15 protein-coding genes are annotated in these 16,701 nt (G+C 71.7%); 14 read left to right on the forward strand and 1 reads right to left on the reverse strand.

All coding sequences use genetic code 11. From position 1 onward, the window contains the following. Window positions 1–376 precede the first annotated feature (376 nt). The 14 genes from pdxS (at window position 377) to ACGFQC_RS18885 (ending at window position 15,199) form a co-directional block, all read left to right on the forward strand. On the forward strand, window positions 377–1,282 hold the full coding sequence (gene pdxS, locus ACGFQC_RS18820) for a pyridoxal 5'-phosphate synthase lyase subunit PdxS (RefSeq protein WP_356567268.1): 906 nt from the start codon (window positions 377–379) through the stop codon (window positions 1,280–1,282). A 5-nt stretch (window positions 1,283–1,287) separates the two neighbouring features. Beyond that, entirely contained in the window at window positions 1,288–1,905 is a 618-nt protein-coding gene (pdxT, locus tag ACGFQC_RS18825) for a pyridoxal 5'-phosphate synthase glutaminase subunit PdxT (protein WP_363091345.1), read from the forward strand. 48 nt (window positions 1,906–1,953) lie between these two features. Further along, window positions 1,954–2,706 (forward strand): YebC/PmpR family DNA-binding transcriptional regulator, encoded by a 753-nt coding sequence (locus ACGFQC_RS18830; RefSeq protein WP_363091346.1) that lies wholly within the window; start codon window positions 1,954–1,956, stop codon window positions 2,704–2,706. 205 nt (window positions 2,707–2,911) lie between these two features. Beyond that, entirely contained in the window at window positions 2,912–3,442 is a 531-nt protein-coding gene (gene ruvC, locus ACGFQC_RS18835; RefSeq protein ID WP_363091347.1) for a crossover junction endodeoxyribonuclease RuvC, read from the forward strand. After that, complete coding sequence (ruvA, locus tag ACGFQC_RS18840) at window positions 3,439–4,044, forward strand: Holliday junction branch migration protein RuvA (protein WP_363091348.1); 606 nt, start codon at window positions 3,439–3,441, stop codon at window positions 4,042–4,044. Before ruvC ends, ruvA begins: the two co-directional genes overlap by 4 nt. 26 nt (window positions 4,045–4,070) lie before the next feature. After that, the gene (gene ruvB, locus ACGFQC_RS18845; protein WP_363091349.1) at window positions 4,071–5,165 is read left to right on the forward strand and encodes a Holliday junction branch migration DNA helicase RuvB; all 1,095 of its coding nucleotides are present in this window, start codon (window positions 4,071–4,073) and stop codon (window positions 5,163–5,165) included. A gap of 187 nt (window positions 5,166–5,352) precedes the next feature. After that, on the forward strand, window positions 5,353–5,862 hold the full coding sequence (yajC, locus tag ACGFQC_RS18850; protein WP_363091350.1) for a preprotein translocase subunit YajC: 510 nt from the start codon (window positions 5,353–5,355) through the stop codon (window positions 5,860–5,862). A gap of 136 nt (window positions 5,863–5,998) precedes the next feature. Further along, the gene (gene secD, locus ACGFQC_RS18855) at window positions 5,999–7,774 is read left to right on the forward strand and encodes a protein translocase subunit SecD (protein WP_363091351.1); all 1,776 of its coding nucleotides are present in this window, start codon (window positions 5,999–6,001) and stop codon (window positions 7,772–7,774) included. 3 nt (window positions 7,775–7,777) lie between these two features. Further along, window positions 7,778–8,902, forward strand: a complete 1,125-nt coding sequence (gene secF, locus ACGFQC_RS18860; protein ID WP_363091352.1) for a protein translocase subunit SecF — start codon at window positions 7,778–7,780, stop codon at window positions 8,900–8,902. Then, window positions 8,899–9,447 carry an adenine phosphoribosyltransferase gene (locus ACGFQC_RS18865; RefSeq protein WP_363091353.1) on the forward strand — a complete coding sequence of 183 codons (549 nt, stop codon included), beginning with the start codon at window positions 8,899–8,901 and terminating at the stop codon, window positions 9,445–9,447. Before secF ends, ACGFQC_RS18865 begins: the two co-directional genes overlap by 4 nt. A gap of 202 nt (window positions 9,448–9,649) precedes the next feature. Beyond that, complete coding sequence (locus ACGFQC_RS18870; RefSeq protein WP_363091354.1) at window positions 9,650–12,211, forward strand: bifunctional (p)ppGpp synthetase/guanosine-3',5'-bis(diphosphate) 3'-pyrophosphohydrolase; 2,562 nt, start codon at window positions 9,650–9,652, stop codon at window positions 12,209–12,211. Window positions 12,212–12,311: 100 nt separating this feature from the next. Further along, a complete protein-coding gene (locus tag ACGFQC_RS18875) occupies window positions 12,312–13,664 on the forward strand; it encodes a serine/threonine-protein kinase (RefSeq protein WP_363091355.1) in 1,353 nt (450 codons plus the stop codon). Then, window positions 13,657–14,079, forward strand: coding sequence for a hypothetical protein (locus tag ACGFQC_RS18880; protein ID WP_363091356.1), 423 nt, complete (start codon window positions 13,657–13,659; stop codon window positions 14,077–14,079). Before ACGFQC_RS18875 ends, ACGFQC_RS18880 begins: the two co-directional genes overlap by 8 nt. Next, entirely contained in the window at window positions 14,063–15,199 is a 1,137-nt protein-coding gene (locus ACGFQC_RS18885) for a caspase family protein (protein WP_363091357.1), read from the forward strand. The genes ACGFQC_RS18880 and ACGFQC_RS18885 overlap by 17 nt, the downstream gene beginning before the upstream one ends. 147 nt (window positions 15,200–15,346) lie before the next feature. Here the strand turns inward: ACGFQC_RS18885 and ACGFQC_RS18890 are convergent, their stop codons facing one another. Continuing rightward, window positions 15,347–16,576: a DUF349 domain-containing protein gene (locus tag ACGFQC_RS18890; RefSeq protein WP_363091358.1), complete on the reverse strand. Its 1,230-nt coding sequence runs from the start codon at window positions 16,574–16,576 to the stop codon at window positions 15,347–15,349. Window positions 16,577–16,701 lie beyond the last annotated feature (125 nt).

Consider the following 16,701-nt stretch of genomic DNA (forward strand, 5'->3'; position numbering starts at 1 on the left):
CCACCGCGGCGGGGGGGGGGGGGGGGGGGGGCCCGGCCCCCCCCCCCCCCCCGCGCCCCCCCCCGCCCCCCCCCCCCCCCCCGCGCCCCCCCCCCCCCCCCCCCCCCCCCCCCCCCCCACCGGGTGCCGGTCGTCGTTCCCGGAGACATGAGCCGATGGGCCCCCGGCTGCGCACCGTCCTGGATTTCGCCCGCGGCGGCGCACCACCGGTGACGGCCGCCCGGACGCTCCGGGCCCGCGAGGAGGTCGTGTCCGGTGTCCGTCAGCCTCGGTCAAAAGGATCCACCGCCTTCCCATTGGCCCTTGCTGTGGACTGGTCCACTCACGTTTCCTCGGGGCGGTAGAAAACCCTCTTCCCCCTCAGTGAGGTCACCCCGTGTCCAGCACCCAGAACCAGGCCCCCGAGACCGGCACCGCCCGCGTGAAGCGCGGCATGGCCGAGCAGCTCAAGGGCGGCGTGATCATGGACGTCGTCAACGCGGAGCAGGCGAAGATCGCCGAGGACGCGGGCGCCGTCGCCGTCATGGCCCTGGAGCGGGTGCCCGCCGACATCCGCAAGGACGGCGGCGTGGCCCGGATGTCGGACCCGAACATGATCGAGGAGATCATCGAAGCGGTCTCCATCCCGGTCATGGCCAAGTCCCGCATCGGCCACTTCGTCGAGGCCCAGGTCCTGCAGTCCCTCGGCGTGGACTACATCGACGAGTCCGAGGTCCTCACCCCGGCCGACGAGGTCAACCACTCCGACAAGTGGGCGTTCACCACCCCCTTCGTCTGCGGTGCCACCAACCTGGGCGAGGCCCTGCGGCGCATCGCCGAGGGCGCCGCGATGATCCGCTCCAAGGGCGAGGCCGGCACCGGCAACGTCGTCGAGGCGGTCCGCCACCTGCGCCAGATCAAGAACGAGATCGCCCGGCTCCGCGGCTTCGACAACAACGAGCTGTACGCCGCCGCCAAGGACCTGCGTGCCCCGTACGAGCTGGTCAAGGAGGTCGCCGAGCTGGGCAAGCTGCCCGTCGTGCTGTTCTCCGCCGGCGGCGTGGCCACTCCCGCCGACGCCGCCCTGATGCGCCAGCTCGGCGCCGAGGGCGTCTTCGTCGGCTCCGGCATCTTCAAGTCCGGCGACCCGGCCAAGCGCGCCGCCGCCATCGTGAAGGCGACCACCTTCTACGACGACCCGAAGATCATCGCGGACGCGTCCCGCAACCTCGGCGAGGCCATGGTCGGCATCAACTGCGACACCCTCCCCGAGGCCGAGCGCTACGCCAACCGCGGCTGGTAGTCACCATGGCGGATTCATCTGCGGCCCCTGTCGTCGGTGTCCTGGCCCTCCAGGGCGACGTACGGGAGCACCTCGTCGCCCTGGCCGCGGCCGACGCCGTGGCCAGGCCGGTCAGGCGCCCCGAAGAGCTCGCCGAGGTCGACGGCCTGGTCCTCCCCGGCGGCGAGTCCACCACCATCTCCAAGCTGGCTGTCCTCTTCGGCGTGCTGGAACCCCTCCGCGCGCGCGTGCGGACCGGCCTGCCCGTCTACGGCACCTGCGCGGGCATGATCCTGCTCGCCGACAAGATCCTCGACCCGCGCTCGGGCCAGGAGACCGTCGGCGGCATCGACATGATCGTGCGCCGCAACGCCTTCGGACGGCAGAACGAGTCCTTCGAAGCGGCGGTCGACATCAAGGGCGTCGAGGGCGATCCTGTGGAGGGCGTCTTCATCCGTGCCCCCTGGGTGGAGTCCGTCGGTGCCCGCGTCGAGGTGCTCGCCGAGCACGAGGGCCACATCGTCGCGGTCCGCCAGGCGAACGCGCTGGCCACGTCGTTCCACCCGGAGCTGACCGGCGACCACCGCGTGCACTCCCTGTTCGTGGACATGGTGCGCGCGAACCGGACACCGGAGTCCTTGTAGGATCTCTGGCGTTCATGCAGAGATGGGTTACGCGAAGGAGACAGGCAGATGTCCGGCCACTCTAAATGGGCCACGACGAAGCACAAGAAGGCCGTGATCGACGCCAAGCGCGGCAAGCTCTTCGCGAAGCTGATCAAGAACATCGAGGTCGCGGCGCGCATGGGCGGTGTCGACCTGGACGGCAACCCGACGCTCTACGACGCCGTCCAGAAGGCGAAGAAGTCGTCTGTCCCCAACAAGAACATCGACTCCGCGATCAAGCGCGGCGGTGGACTTGAGGCCGGCGGCGCCGACTACGAGACGATCATGTACGAGGGCTACGGCCCGAACGGCGTCGCGGTGCTCATCGAGTGCCTCACCGACAACCGCAACCGCGCCGCTTCCGACGTCCGCGTCGCCATGACCCGCAACGGCGGATCCATGGCCGACCCCGGCTCGGTGTCGTACCTCTTCCACCGCAAGGGCGTCGTCATCGTCCCCAAGGGCGAGCTGACCGAGGACGACGTGCTCGGCGCCGTCCTGGACGCGGGCGCCGAGGAGGTCAACGACCTCGGTGAGTCCTTCGAGGTCCTCAGCGAGGCCACCGACCTGGTCGCGGTCCGCACCGCCCTCCAGGACGCCGGCATCGACTACGACTCCGCCGACGCCAACTTCGTCCCGACCATGCAGGTCGAACTGGACGAGGAGGGCGCCCGGAAGATCTTCAAGCTGATCGACGCGCTCGAGGACAGCGACGACGTGCAGAACGTCTTCGCCAACTTCGACGTCAGCGACGAGGTCATGGAGAAGGTCGACGCGTAGCGCCACCGCGAACTGAGCGGATCGTCGGGCCGGTGGGACACGTCCTACCGGCCCGACGGCGTTGTCAGTGCCGGCGGATAGCCTGGCGACCGTCAGAGATCACCGGTCACGGCCTTCGGCCGTACCGGCCCGGGCGCGAGAAGATGGTCGCGAGGGTCGGAGCGCAGGAGTCCGGGCGCGAGTTCGGACGAGGAGGAGAGAGCGCGTGCGCGTACTCGGGGTGGACCCCGGCCTCACACGATGCGGCGTGGGCGTCGTCGAGGGCGTCGCGGGCCGACCGCTCACCATGCTCGGCGTCGGTGTCGTACGGACGCCCGCGGACGCCGAGCTGGGGCAGCGCCTCGTCGCCGTCGAGCAGGGCATCGAGCGGTGGCTGGACGAGTACCGCCCCGAATTCGTCGCCGTGGAGCGGGTGTTCAGCCAGCACAACGTGCGCACGGTCATGGGCACCGCCCAGGCCAGCGCCGTCGCCATGCTGTGCGCCGCCCGCCGCGGCATCCCGGTCGCCCTGCACACCCCCAGCGAGGTCAAGGCGGCCGTCACCGGCAGCGGCCGCGCCGACAAGGCCCAGGTCGGCGCCATGGTGACCCGGCTGCTCCGGCTCGACGCACCCCCCAGGCCCGCCGACGCCGCCGACGCCCTCGCCCTCGCCATCTGCCACATCTGGCGCGCCCCCGCGCAGAACCGACTCCAGCAGGCCGTCGCCCTGCACACATCGAAAGGCCGTACGGGATGATCGCCTTCGTGAGCGGCCCGGTCGCCGCCCTCGCCTCCGGCTCCGCGGTGGTCGAGGTGGGCGGCATCGGCATCGCCGTCCAGTGCACGCCGAACACGCTCTCCGGACTGCGCACGGGCCGGGAGGCGAGACTCGCCACCTCCCTGGTCGTCCGCGAGGACTCCCTCACCCTGTACGGCTTCGCCGACGACGACGAGCGCCAGGTCTTCGAGCTGCTCCAGACCGCGAGCGGGGTCGGTCCCCGCCTCGCCCAGGCCATGCTGGCGGTCCACTCGCCGGACGCCCTGCGGCGAGCCGTCGCCACCGGTGACGAGAAGGCCCTCGTCGCCGTCCCCGGCATCGGCAAGAAGGGCGCCCAGAAGCTCCTGCTGGAGCTGAAGGACCGCCTCGGCGAGCCGACCGGCGCCCCCGCCGTCGGCACACCCGTCACCCAGGGCTGGCGCGACCAGCTGCACGCGGCCCTGATCGGCCTCGGCTACGCGACCCGCGAGGCCGAGGAGGCCGTGACCGCGGTCGCGCCGCAGGCCGAGGCCGCCGGTGGCACACCCCCGGTCGGCCAGCTCCTGAAGGCGGCGCTGCAGACCCTCAACCGAGCCCGCTGACCCCCTACATCCCCGAGGCACACCACATGAACTGGGACGAACCGACCGACGCGACCGCCGACGAAGGGCTCGCCGGCCCCGCCGCGGAGCGGCTGGTGGGCTCTGTCGCCGACGGCGAGGACCAGGCCGTCGAGGCCGCCCTGCGCCCCAAGGACCTGGACGAGTTCATCGGCCAGGAGAAGGTCCGCGAACAGCTCGACCTCGTCCTGCGCGCCGCACGCGCGCGCGGCGCCACCGCCGACCACGTGCTGCTCTCCGGCGCCCCCGGCCTCGGCAAGACCACCCTCTCGATGATCATCGCGGCCGAGATGGGCGCCCCGATCCGGATCACCAGCGGCCCCGCCATCCAGCACGCGGGCGACCTCGCCGCGATCCTCTCCTCCCTCCAGGAGGGCGAGGTCCTCTTCCTCGACGAGATCCACCGCATGTCCCGGCCCGCCGAGGAGATGCTCTACATGGCGATGGAGGACTTCCGCGTCGACGTCATCGTCGGCAAGGGCCCCGGCGCCACCGCCATCCCCCTGGAGCTGCCCCCGTTCACCCTGGTCGGCGCCACCACGCGCGCGGGCCTGCTGCCGCCCCCGCTGCGCGACCGCTTCGGCTTCACCGCGCACATGGAGTTCTACGAGCCGGCCGAACTGGAGCGGGTGATCCACCGCTCGGCGAACCTCCTCGACGTCGAGATCGACCCCCGCGGCGCCGCCGAGATCGCCGGCCGCTCCCGCGGCACGCCCCGCATCGCCAACCGCCTGCTGCGCCGCGTCCGGGACTACGCCCAGGTCAAGGCCGACGGCGGGATCACCCGCGAGATCGCGGAAGCCGCGCTGAAGGTCTACGAGGTCGACGGCCGCGGCCTCGACCGCCTCGACCGCGCGGTCCTCACGGCCCTGCTGAAGCTGTTCGGCGGCGGACCGGTCGGCCTGTCCACGCTCGCCGTCGCCGTGGGGGAGGAACGCGAGACCGTCGAGGAGGTCGCCGAACCCTTCCTCGTCCGCGAGGGCCTGCTCGCCCGCACGCCCCGCGGCCGGGTCGCGACCCCCGCCGCCTGGACCCACCTGGACCTGACCCCGCCCCGCCCCGCCACCGCGGGAAACGGACAACAGGACCTGTTCGGGGCGTGACCGCCCGGGCATCCGCCCGGGATCGGACGGGGTGATGGCGGCACCAGGAACCCTGGTGCCATGCTGAGCGTTGTTCCCTGCACGCGGACTCGCTTAGACTCCGCCGATGCCGCCCTTGTCGGCAGCGCACACACCCCCAACCATCAGGCCGCTCACCACCGCGGTCGCGTGAAGGAAGTACCGACCCGTGAGTCTCGTGACCCTCCTCCCGTTCATCGTGCTCATCGGGGCCATGTTCCTGATGACCCGGTCGGCGAAGAAGAAGCAGCAGCAGGCCGTGGACATGCGCAACCAGATGCAGCCCGGCAGCGGTGTCCGCACGATCGGGGGCATGTACGCGACGGTCAAGGAGGTCAACGAGGACACGGTCCTCCTCGACGCCGGCCCGGGTGTGGACCTGCTCTTCGCGAAGAACTCGATCGGTGCCGTGCTGACGGACGACGAGTACAACCGCATCGTCCACGGCATCGAGCACGACCTGAAGTCCGACGCCGACGTCGTCCCGGACGACGCCTCCTCCCTCACCGGGACCGACGGGTCCGTCGGCGCTGCCGCCGCCTCCGGCGACCAGCCCGTCGACCTCGGCAAGAAGGACGAGGAGCCCGGCACGAAGAACGAGGCCGAGGAGAAGACCGCCGCTGCCGAGGCCGACGAAGAGCCGAAGAAGACCGACGGCGACTCCGACGCGAAGAAGTAGCCACGACCCGGGGCACGCGGGCCGGTCCCGCGTGCCCCGGGCGCGCGCAATCTCGCACATAGGGGATCCCGACACCATGTCATGGCCGCTGCCGCGCTGACCCGGCGCGAGGCGGCCCGAGAGGGAGTACGAGAAGGTGGCAGCACCTAAAAAGGGCCGGAGCGCGAGCGCCCAGAGCAAGCCGTGGCGCTCGCTGGCCCTGATCCTGATCGCCATCGTGGGGCTCACCGGAGGCATGTTCCTCTCCGGTCACACGACTCCGCGTCTCGGCATCGACCTTGCCGGCGGTACGAGCATCACGCTCGAGGCGAAGGCCGACCAAGGGTCCGCGATCAACAAGGCCAACATGGACACCGCGGTCGAGATCATGAACCGCCGTGTCAACGGTCTTGGCGTCTCCGAGGCGGAGGTGCAGACCCAGGGCGACCGCAACATCATCGTCAACATCCCCAAGGGCATCAACTCCAAGGAAGCCCGGGCACAGGTCGGCACCACCGCCAAGCTGTACTTCCGCCCGGTCCTGGCCAGCGAGCCCAGCGGCGCCGCCGCGAGCGGCTCGCCGAGCCCGTCGGCCAGCGGTTCCCCGGCCGCCTCCGCGAGCCCCTCCGCGAGCGCTTCGGCGAGCGCCTCGGCAGGTGAGAAGGCCTCCTCCTCGACCTCTCCGTCGGCCTCCGCCACCTCCCAGGGCCGTGCCGTCACCGACGCCCTGAAGGCCGACTCCACGCCGTCGCCCTCCGCGAGCGCCTCCGCCTCCGCCAGCCCCTCGGCGTCCGCGAGCGGCGGCACCGCCGACGAGGCCGCCCTCCAGGCGAAGTACGCCGCTCTGGACTGCAGCAAGCCGTCGCAGCGAGCCGGGCTCGGCGAAGGCGTCAAGCCCGGCGACACGACCGTGGCCTGCGGCGACATCGACGGCGTCTGGTACAAGTACCTGCTCGGCCCGGCCGCCGTCGACGGCACCGAGGTCGACGAGGCCAAGGCGATCTACGACACCCAGGGTGCCGCCGGCTGGCAGGTCAACATGAAGTTCGACTCCAAGGGCGCGAAGAAGTTCGCGGACATCACGGGTCAGCTCGCCCAGAACCAACAGCCGCAGAACCAGTTCGGCATCGTCCTCGACGGCGAGGTCGTCTCCAGCCCGTACGTCAGCTCCTCCATCGCCGGCGGCCAGGCCCAGATCTCCGGCAGCTTCCAGCAGGAGGAGGCCCAGAACCTCGCGAACATGCTGTCGTACGGTGCGCTGCCGCTCAGCTTCCAGGAGTCGAGCGTCCAGACCGTGACCGCCGCGCTCGGCGGTGACCAGCTCCGTGCCGGTCTGATCGCGGGCGCCATCGGCCTCGGCCTGGTCATCGTCTACCTGGTGGCCTACTACCGCGGCCTGTCGCTCATCGCGATCGCCTCGCTGCTGGTCTCCGCCGCGCTGACGTACGTGATCATGTCGCTGCTCGGTCCGACGATCCACTTCGCCCTCAACCTGCCGGCCGTCTGCGGCGCCATCGTCGCCATCGGCATCACCGCGGACTCGTTCATCGTGTACTTCGAACGGGTCCGGGACGAGATCCGCGAGGGCCGCTCCCTGCGCCCCGCGGTCGAGCGGGCCTGGCCGCGGGCGCGGCGCACCATCCTGGTATCCGACTTCGTGTCGTTCCTCGCCGCCGCGGTGCTGTTCCTGGTCACCGTCGGCAAGGTCCAGGGCTTCGCGTTCACGCTCGGTCTGACCACCGTCCTCGACGTGGTCGTGGTCTTCTTCTTCACCAAACCGCTGATGACGCTGATCGCGCGCCGCAAGTTCTTCGCGGGCGGCCACAAGTGGTCCGGCCTCGACCCGAAGAGCCTGGGCGCCAAGCCGCCGCTGCGCCGCACCCGCCGTCCCTCCGGTCCTGCCGCCGGCCCCGTCGAGACGAAGGAGGCGTGAGCGATGTCGAAACTCGGCAGCATCGGCGCCCGACTGCACCGTGGTGAGATCAGCTACGACTTCATCGGTCACCGCAAGATCTGGTACGGCATCTCGATCCTGATCACGATCACGGCCATCGTCGGCCTGGCGGTCCGCGGCCTGAACATGGGCATCGACTTCCAGGGCGGTGCCGTCTTCACCACCGCCAAGAACAGCTCCATCTCCGTCTCGCAGGCGGAGACCGCCGCGGAGGAGGCGGCGGGCCACCAGGCGATCGTGCAGAAGCTCGGCGACGGCTCGCTGCGCATCCAGATCGCCGGCATGGACACCAAGCAGTCCGACGCGGTCAAGGAGGACCTGGCCGAGGAGTTCAAGGTCGACCCCGAGTCGATCGCCGCCGACCTGGTCGGCCCCAGCTGGGGTGACCAGATCGCCAACAAGGCCTGGCAGGGTCTGGCGATCTTCATGGTCCTGGTCGTGATCTATCTGGCGATCGCCTTCGAGTGGCGCATGGCCGTCGCGGCGCTCATCGCCCTGATCCACGACATCACCATCACCGTCGGCATCTACGCCCTCGTCGGCTTCGAGGTCACGCCGGGCACGGTGATCGGTCTGCTGACCATCCTCGGCTACTCCCTGTACGACACGGTCGTCGTCTTCGACTCCCTCAAGGAACAGACGAAGGACCTCACGAAGCAGACCCGCTTCACCTACAGCGAGATCGCCAACCGCTCGATCAACGGCACCCTGGTGCGTTCCGTCAACACCACGGTGGTCGCGCTGCTCCCGGTCGCGGGCCTGCTGTTCATCGGCGGCGGCTTCCTCGGCGCGGGCACGCTCAACGACATCTCGCTGTCGCTGTTCGTCGGCCTCGCCGCCGGTGCCTACTCCTCGATCTTCATCGCCACCCCGCTCGTCGCCGACCTCAAGGAACGCGAGCCGCAGGTGCGGGCCCTGAAGAAGCGCGTCCTCGCCAAGCGCGCCCAGTCGCACACCGACGAGGAGCCCGCGCGGTCGTACGGCTACGACGGGCGTGAGGAGGGCCTCGAGGACCCCGAAGACACCGAGACGGCCGTCGTCGGCCCCCGCACCCAGACCTCGTCCCGCAGCCGCGGCCGCGGCCGTCCTTCGGGGAAGCGCCGATGACCGAGACCACCGATCTCACGACGCTGCTGCTCAGCCGCATCCGTGACGTGGCCGACTACCCGGAGCCGGGCGTGATGTTCAAGGACATCACGCCGCTGCTCGCGGACCCGGTGGCGTTCGCCGCGCTCACCGAGGCGTTCGCGGAGATCGCCGTGCGCACCGGTGCCACCAAGGTCGTCGGTCTGGAGGCCCGCGGCTTCATCCTGGGCGCTCCCGTCGCCGTCCGGGCCGGTCTCGGCTTCGTCCCCGTGCGCAAGGCCGGCAAGCTCCCCGGAGCCACCCTCGCCCAGGCCTACGACCTGGAGTACGGCTCGGCCGAGATCGAGATCCACGCCGAGGACCTGACCGCCGACGACCGCATCCTGATCGTCGACGACGTCCTCGCCACCGGCGGCACCGCCGAGGCGTCGATCCAGCTCATCCACCGCGCCGGCGCCGAGGTGTCGGGCGTCGCCGTCCTCATGGAGCTGGGCTTCCTCGACGGCCGGCCCCGCCTGGAGGCGGTCCTGGCCGGAGCCCCGCTGGAGGCGCTGCTCACGGTCTGACAGCGCTGCGGCACACACCGGCACGGCGCGACGACCGCCGTACGGCAAGCGGGCGGGCCCGGAGGAATCCGGTGCCCGCCCCTCGTGTTCCACGGGCGGACCGCCCTCACATCGGTCCGGAGGCGATCCCGGAGCCCGGGATCGCTACGATGGATGCTCCGGAGCCTGACCGGGGCACCCGGATCGCGCACGAGGAGCCCTCTTGCCAGACGAGGCCCAGCATCTGACCGCCGCCAAGCCCGAGTCGCCCTCGGGGCCCGCGGCCAAGCCCGCGTCGCAGGCGCCCGACGACGCCCGCGGGCCGGTCGAGCACGACCGCTCCGCCCCCGTCGAGCAGCAGCCGGCCGAACAGCCCCGCCCCAAACCGTCCCCCGCGCCCGACGCGGCCCGAGCGGCGGCATCCCCCTCGCCCGAGCGCCCCGCCGCCCCGTCGGCCGCCCGCCCCGCCGCCGCGCAGCCGCCCGCCCGCTCCGGCTCCTCGAACCGCGTCCGCGCCCGTCTCGCCCGCCTCGGCGGCCAGCGCGCGAACCCGTACAACCCGGTCCTGGAACCGCTGCTGCGGATAGTGCGCAGCAACGACCCGAAGACCGAGACCGCCACCCTGCGTCAGATCGAGAAGGCCTACCAGGTCGCCGAGCGCTGGCACCGGGGGCAGAAGCGCAAGAGCGGCGACCCGTACATCACCCACCCGCTCGCGGTGACGACGATCCTCGCCGAGCTGGGCATGGATCCCGCCACCCTCATGGCGGGCCTGCTCCACGACACGGTCGAGGACACCGAGTACGGCCTGGACGACCTGCGCCGTGACTTCGGCGACGTGGTCGCCCTCCTCGTCGACGGCGTGACCAAGCTCGACAAGGTCAAGTTCGGCGAGGCCGCGCAGGCCGAGACCGTCCGCAAGATGGTCGTCGCCATGGCCAAGGACCCGCGCGTCCTGGTCATCAAGCTGGCCGACCGCCTGCACAACATGCGCACCATGCGCTACCTCAAGCGCGAGAAGCAGGAGAAGAAGGCGCGCGAGACCCTCGAGATCTACGCGCCGCTCGCCCATCGCCTGGGCATGAACACCATCAAGTGGGAACTGGAGGACCTCGCCTTCGCGATCCTCTACCCCAAGATGTACGACGAGATCGTCCGGCTGGTGGCCGAAAGGGCACCGAAGCGTGACGAGTACCTGGCCATAGTGACCGACGAGGTCCAGGCCGACCTGCGCGCCGCCCGCATCAAGGCGACCGTCACCGGCCGGCCCAAGCACTACTACAGCGTCTACCAGAAGATGATCGTCCGCGGCCGTGACTTCGCGGAGATCTACGACCTGGTCGGCATCCGCGTCCTGGTGGACACCGTCCGCGACTGCTACGCGGCGCTGGGCACCGTCCACGCCCGCTGGAACCCGGTTCCGGGGCGGTTCAAGGACTACATCGCGATGCCCAAGTTCAACATGTACCAGTCGCTGCACACGACGGTCATCGGCCCCAACGGCAAGCCGGTCGAACTCCAGATCCGCACGTTCGACATGCACCGCCGCGCCGAGTACGGCATCGCCGCGCACTGGAAGTACAAGCAGGAAGCCGTCGCCGGTGCCTCCAAGGTCCGCAGCGACGCGCCCAAGTCGTCCGGCAAGGACGACCACCTCAACGACATGGCGTGGCTGCGGCAGCTCCTGGACTGGCAGAAGGAGACCGAGGACCCCAGCGAGTTCCTGGACTCGCTGCGCTTCGACCTCTCCCGCAACGAGGTCTTCGTCTTCACGCCGAAGGGCGACGTCATAGCGCTCCCGGCCGGGGCGACGCCGGTCGACTTCGCGTACGCGGTGCACACGGAGGTCGGCCACCGGACGATAGGAGCACGGGTCAACGGCAGGCTCGTGCCGCTGGAGTCCACGCTGGACAACGGCGACCTGGTGGAGGTCTTCACCTCCAAGGCGGTCGGCGCCGGCCCGTCCCGCGACTGGCTGGGCTTCGTCAAGTCACCGCGCGCCCGCAACAAGATCCGGGCCTGGTTCTCCAAGGAGCGCCGCGACGAGGCGATCGAGCAGGGCAAGGACGCCATCGCCCGCGCGATGCGCAAGCAGAACCTGCCGATCCAGCGCATCCTCACCGGTGACTCCCTGGTCACGCTCGCGCACGAGATGCGCTATCCGGACATCTCCTCGCTGTACGCCGCGATCGGCGAGGGCCACGTCGCCGCGCAGAACGTCGTGCAGAAGCTGGTGCAGGCCCTCGGCGGCGAAGAGGCCGCGAGCGAGGAGATCGACGAGACGGTCCCGTCCCGCGGCCGCGGGCGCAAGCGGCGCAGCAGCAACGACCCGGGTGTGGTCGTCAAGGGCGTCGACGACGTGTGGGTCAAGCTGGCCCGCTGCTGCACGCCCGTCCCCGGCGACCCGATCATCGGCTTCGTCACGCGCGGCAGCGGCGTATCGGTCCACCGCAGCGACTGCGTCAACGTGGACTCGCTCTCGCGGGAGCCGGAGCGCATCCTCGAGGTGGAGTGGGCGCCGACGCAGTCCTCGGTCTTCCTGGTCGCCATCCAGGTCGAGGCGCTGGACCGCTCGCGGCTCCTCTCGGACGTCACGCGGGTCCTGTCGGACCAGCACGTCAACATCCTCTCGGCGGCCGTGCAGACCTCCCGCGACCGCGTCGCCACCTCCCGCTTCACCTTCGAGATGGGCGATCCCAAGCACCTGGGACACGTCCTGAAGGCCGTCCGCGGGGTCGAGGGCGTCTACGACGTCTACCGGGTGACATCGGCACGCAGGCCGTAGCCTACGGGCGGACGGCAGGGGCCGACGGGGACGGGGGAGAGGGATGGGCGGCACCGGACAGGACGGATTAACGGACGGGGCGCCATCGGCTGACGGGTCGGTGGACGTACCGGTGGAGGCGTCGCCGCCCGCCGCACCCCTTCTGGTGGCCGAGCGCTACCGCCCCGTCCGCTTCCTCGGCCGCGGCGGCATGGGCGTCGTCCACGAGGCGGAGGACACCCGGCTCGACCGTCGCGTCGCCGTGAAGATGCTCACCGCCGTCGAGGGCCTGGCGGGGGACAGCGATGCCTGGGACCGCTTCCGCCGGGAGGCCCGCGCCCTGGCCCGGATCGAGCACCCGGGCGTCGTCACCCTCTACGACAGCGGGGTGCACGACGGCACCCCCTACCTCGTGATGCAGGTGCTCGACGGCACCACCCTGGCCGATCTGGTGGCGGCCGCCGGACCGCTGCCGACGGCCGTCGTGTGCACGGTGGCCTTCGGCATGGCCGAGGCCCTGGAGGCCGCGCACGAGGCCGGGGTCCTGCACCGCGACGTCAAGCCCACCAACGTGGGCATCACCCGCAGCGGGCGCGTGGTCCTCCAGGACTTCGGCCTGGCCCGGCTGGCGGGCGAGGCCGCCATCACCCGTACCGGCGCCCTCGTCGGCACCCCGCAGTTCATGGCGCCCGAGGCCATGCGCGGCGCCCTGCCGGAACGCGCGGCCGACTGGTACGGCCTCGGCGTCTGCATGTACCTGATGATCACCGGTGAGCTGCCGTTCGGCCCCACCGTCGACTTCGGCGCGATCATGGAACGGGCCCTCGGTGACGGCGTCCCCCCGCTCACCGGGAGCCGCCACGACCGCCCCGGGAGCCTGTGCCGACTGGTCGACGACCTCTGCCGGCAGGACCCCGCCGTCCGCCGCCAGGACGTCGACGCGGTCCGGGACGTCCTGCTGCCCCTGACCTACGGCGGCACGCAGACCCTGGCCGGCCTGGTGACCGGCCGGGCCCGCGAGGAGGCCGTACGGGACGCCCAGGCCGTGCCGCACTTCGTGGAAGCCGGCGCACCCGGCGGAGCGCACGAGGACGTGCCCGAGTACCTCTGGGACGAGGCGCCCGTACTGCCCGAGCAGCGGGACGCGCCACCGGATCCCTTCCGGCCCGCCACCCTCAGCGACACCACCCGCAGGATCGTGCTCGGCAGCATGACCCCGCAGAGCGCCCTGTCCCGGCAGCGCGAGGCGGTCAACCTGGTGCAGCGCGGACGCCTCCAGGAGGCGGCGCAGATGCTGTCGGTCGTGGTCCCGGTCTGCCTCTCCACGCTCGGACCCGACCATCCGACCACCCTCACCAGCCAGTACTGGCACGCGGTCTGCCTGGCCCGGCTCGACGCCGGACGGGACGCACTGGAACTGTTCTCCCGCGTCAACGCACGCGTGGCCCGACGAACGGACGGACACGATGACTGATCCCGGCCCCGGGATCTCCGCCTCCCTGGACGACACCGGCACCGAGGACGACCTGCGTTCCCTGCTGCGCTGGCTGCGCGCGGACGACACCGCCGGCGTGCGGGCCCGCCTCGCCACCGCCCCGCCCCCGCCCGGCGGCATGGGCACCGGCTTCGACGTGCTCCAGTTCGCCGTGTCGGGCGGACTGTCCGCGGCCTCCCTGGTGGTCTCCGTCCTCCAGTGGCAGGCCTCCCTGCACCGCGCCCCGGCCGTCACCCTGCGCCGCGGCGACGTGGAGGTCCTGCTCACCGCCCGGGCGGTCCGCGACGAGCGGACCGTACGGCGCCTCGTCGCCCTCCTCGACGGCGACACCGCCCCCGCCGCCCCGCCCGCCCCCCGCACAGAGGGAAGCGGAGGCGATGACGGCACTGCCTGACCCGACGCGCTCGCGGGCCGTGCTCATCGGCACCGCCTCCTACCGCCACCTGCCACAGCTCCCCGCCGTCGAGGCCGGCGTCGTCGACCTCGCCGCCGAACTGTGCGACGCCACCGTGTGGGGGCTGCCCGTGCAGCACTGCACGGTCGTCACCGACCCACTGAGCCCCCAGACCATCCTCGACCCCGTCCACCGGGCGGGCGAGGAGGCCACCGACACCCTGTTGGTGTACTTCGCCGGACACGGCATGCGCGACGCGGAGTCCGCCGACCTCTACCTCGCCCTCGGCGACTCCCGCGAACACCTCGGCTACACCGCCGTCGCCTACCAGCACCTGCGCACCGCGCTGCGCTCCGCCCGCGCCCGCCGCAAGGTCGTCGTCCTGGACTGCTGCTTCAGCGGCCGCGCCGCCCGAGCCCTGTCCGGCGGCGACGTCCTCGCCGCGGAGGCCGCCGTGGACGGGGCGTACGTCCTGACCGCCTCCCCCCGCGACCGGATCGCCCTGGCCCCCGACGGCGAGCGCTACACCGCCTTCACCGGCGAACTCCTCACCGTGCTGCGGCACGGCGTCGAGGACGGCCCCGAACTGATCGACCTGGACACGCTCTACCGCGTCCTGCTGGAACGCCTGCGCGCCAAGAACCGCCCGCTGCCCCAGCACTCCCAGGAGAACGGCGTGGGACGGCTCCCGCTGGCCCGCAACAAGTCCCGGGCCGGCCGCCACACCCCGCAGGGCCCGGTCCTGCCCGCCGACGTCCGCGCCGCCATGGTCTCCACCGGTCTCGCCGTCGCCCGGCTGCTGCGTGCCGAGGGCAACACCCGCGACGCCCTGCCCGTGCTGCGGCTCGCCCTCCAGGAACAGCGGACCGCCGACGCCCAGGGCGACCTGCTCGCCGTCCAGCTCGAACTCTCCGAACTCCTCGCCGAGACCGGCCAGCTCAAGGACGCCATCGAGGTCCTGGAACTCGCCTTCCAGCAGGTCCACAAGGTCTACGGCCCCGAGGCCGTCCTGGTCTGCCGACGCCTCGCCGACCTGCTCCAGGAGTCCGGCAACCACCTCCAGGCCTGCGAGGTCCTCAAGCACGCCCTGGACATCAGCGAACGCGGCGGCCCCGCCTGACTCCCCGGTCCACCCGGCTCTCCGGACACCGTGCGACACACCGGGCACCGTGCGACACACGGGGCACCGCGCGGCATCCGAGAACGCCGAACGGCCCGGCCGTGGTCTCCCACGGCCGGGCCGTTCGGGCCCGTTGGCAGGCGGGTGTCAGCCGCCGAACTCCTGGAGCCCCTTGAGCGCCTGGTCCAGCAGCGCCTGACGGCCCTCCAGCTCACGCTCCAGCTTGTCGGCCCGGGCGCTGTTGCCCTGGGCGCGCGCCTGCTCGATCTGGGAACGCAGCTTGTCCACGGCCGCCTGGAGCTGACCGGTCAGACCCTCGGCACGCGCGCGTGCCTCCGGGTTGGTCCGGCGCCACTCGGCCTCCTCGGCCTCCTGGATCGCCCGCTCCACCGCGTGCATCCGGCCCTCGACCTTCGGCCGGGCGTCACGCGGCACGTGGCCGATGGCCTCCCAGCGCTCGTTGACCGAGCGGAACGCGGCCCGCGCCGCCCTGAGATCCGTCACCGGGAGGATCTTCTCGGCCTCCTCGGCCAGCTCCTCCTTCAGCTTCAGGTTCTCCGTCTGCTCGGCGTCGCGCTCCGCGAAGACCGAGCTGCGGGCGGCGAAGAAGACGTCCTGGGCACCGCGGAAGCGGTTCCACAGGTCGTCCTCGTGCTCGCGCTGGGCGCGGCCGGCCGACTTCCACTCGGTCATCAGGTCGCGGTAGCGCGCGGCCGTCGGACCCCAGTCCGTCGAGCCGGACAGCGCCTCGGCCTCGGCGACCAGCCGCTCCTTGACCCGGCGGGCGTCCTCGCGCTGGGCGTCGAGCTGCGCGAAGTGGGCCTTGCGACGCTTGGAGAACGCCGACCGGGCGTGCGAGAACCGGTGCCACAGCTCGTCGTCCGACTTGCGGTCCAGACGCGGCAGGCCCTTCCAGGTGTCCACCAGTGCCCGCAGCCGCTCCCCGGCCGCCCGCCACTGGTCGGACTGCGCCAGCTGCTCGGCCTCCGCGACGAGGTCCTCCTTGGCCTTGCGGGCCTCGTCGGACTGCTTGGCCCGCTGCTGCTTGCGCTCCTCGCGGCGCGCCTCGACCGTCGCCACCAGCTTGTCCAGCCGGGTGCGCAGCGCGTCCAGGTCGCCGACCGCGTGATGCGCGTCCACCTGCTCGCGAATGTGGCCGATCGCGACCTGGGCGTCCTTCGCCGACAGGTCGGTGGTCCGCACTCGCTTCTCGAGGAGGCCGATCTCGACAACCAGGCCCTCGTACTTGCGCTCGAAGTAGGCCAGCGCCTCCTCGGGGGAGCCGGCCTGCCAGGAACCGACGACCTGCTCGCCGTCGGCCGTACGCACGTACACGGTCCCCGTCTCGTCGACGCGGCCCCACGGGTCGCTGCTCACAGCGCCTCCTCCACATGATGCCTCCGAAGGGCTTCGGCGCCCCGGGCATCGTCCACAGTTTCGTCACGGCCAACATAGGCGACCGGCGGGCCGCCTGTCCGCATCCAGCGCGACCGAAATCGGGC

Origin of the sequence: Streptomyces sp. NPDC048734, assembly GCF_043198675.1 — a bacterium.
GTDB lineage: Bacteria > Actinomycetota > Actinomycetes > Streptomycetales > Streptomycetaceae > Streptomyces.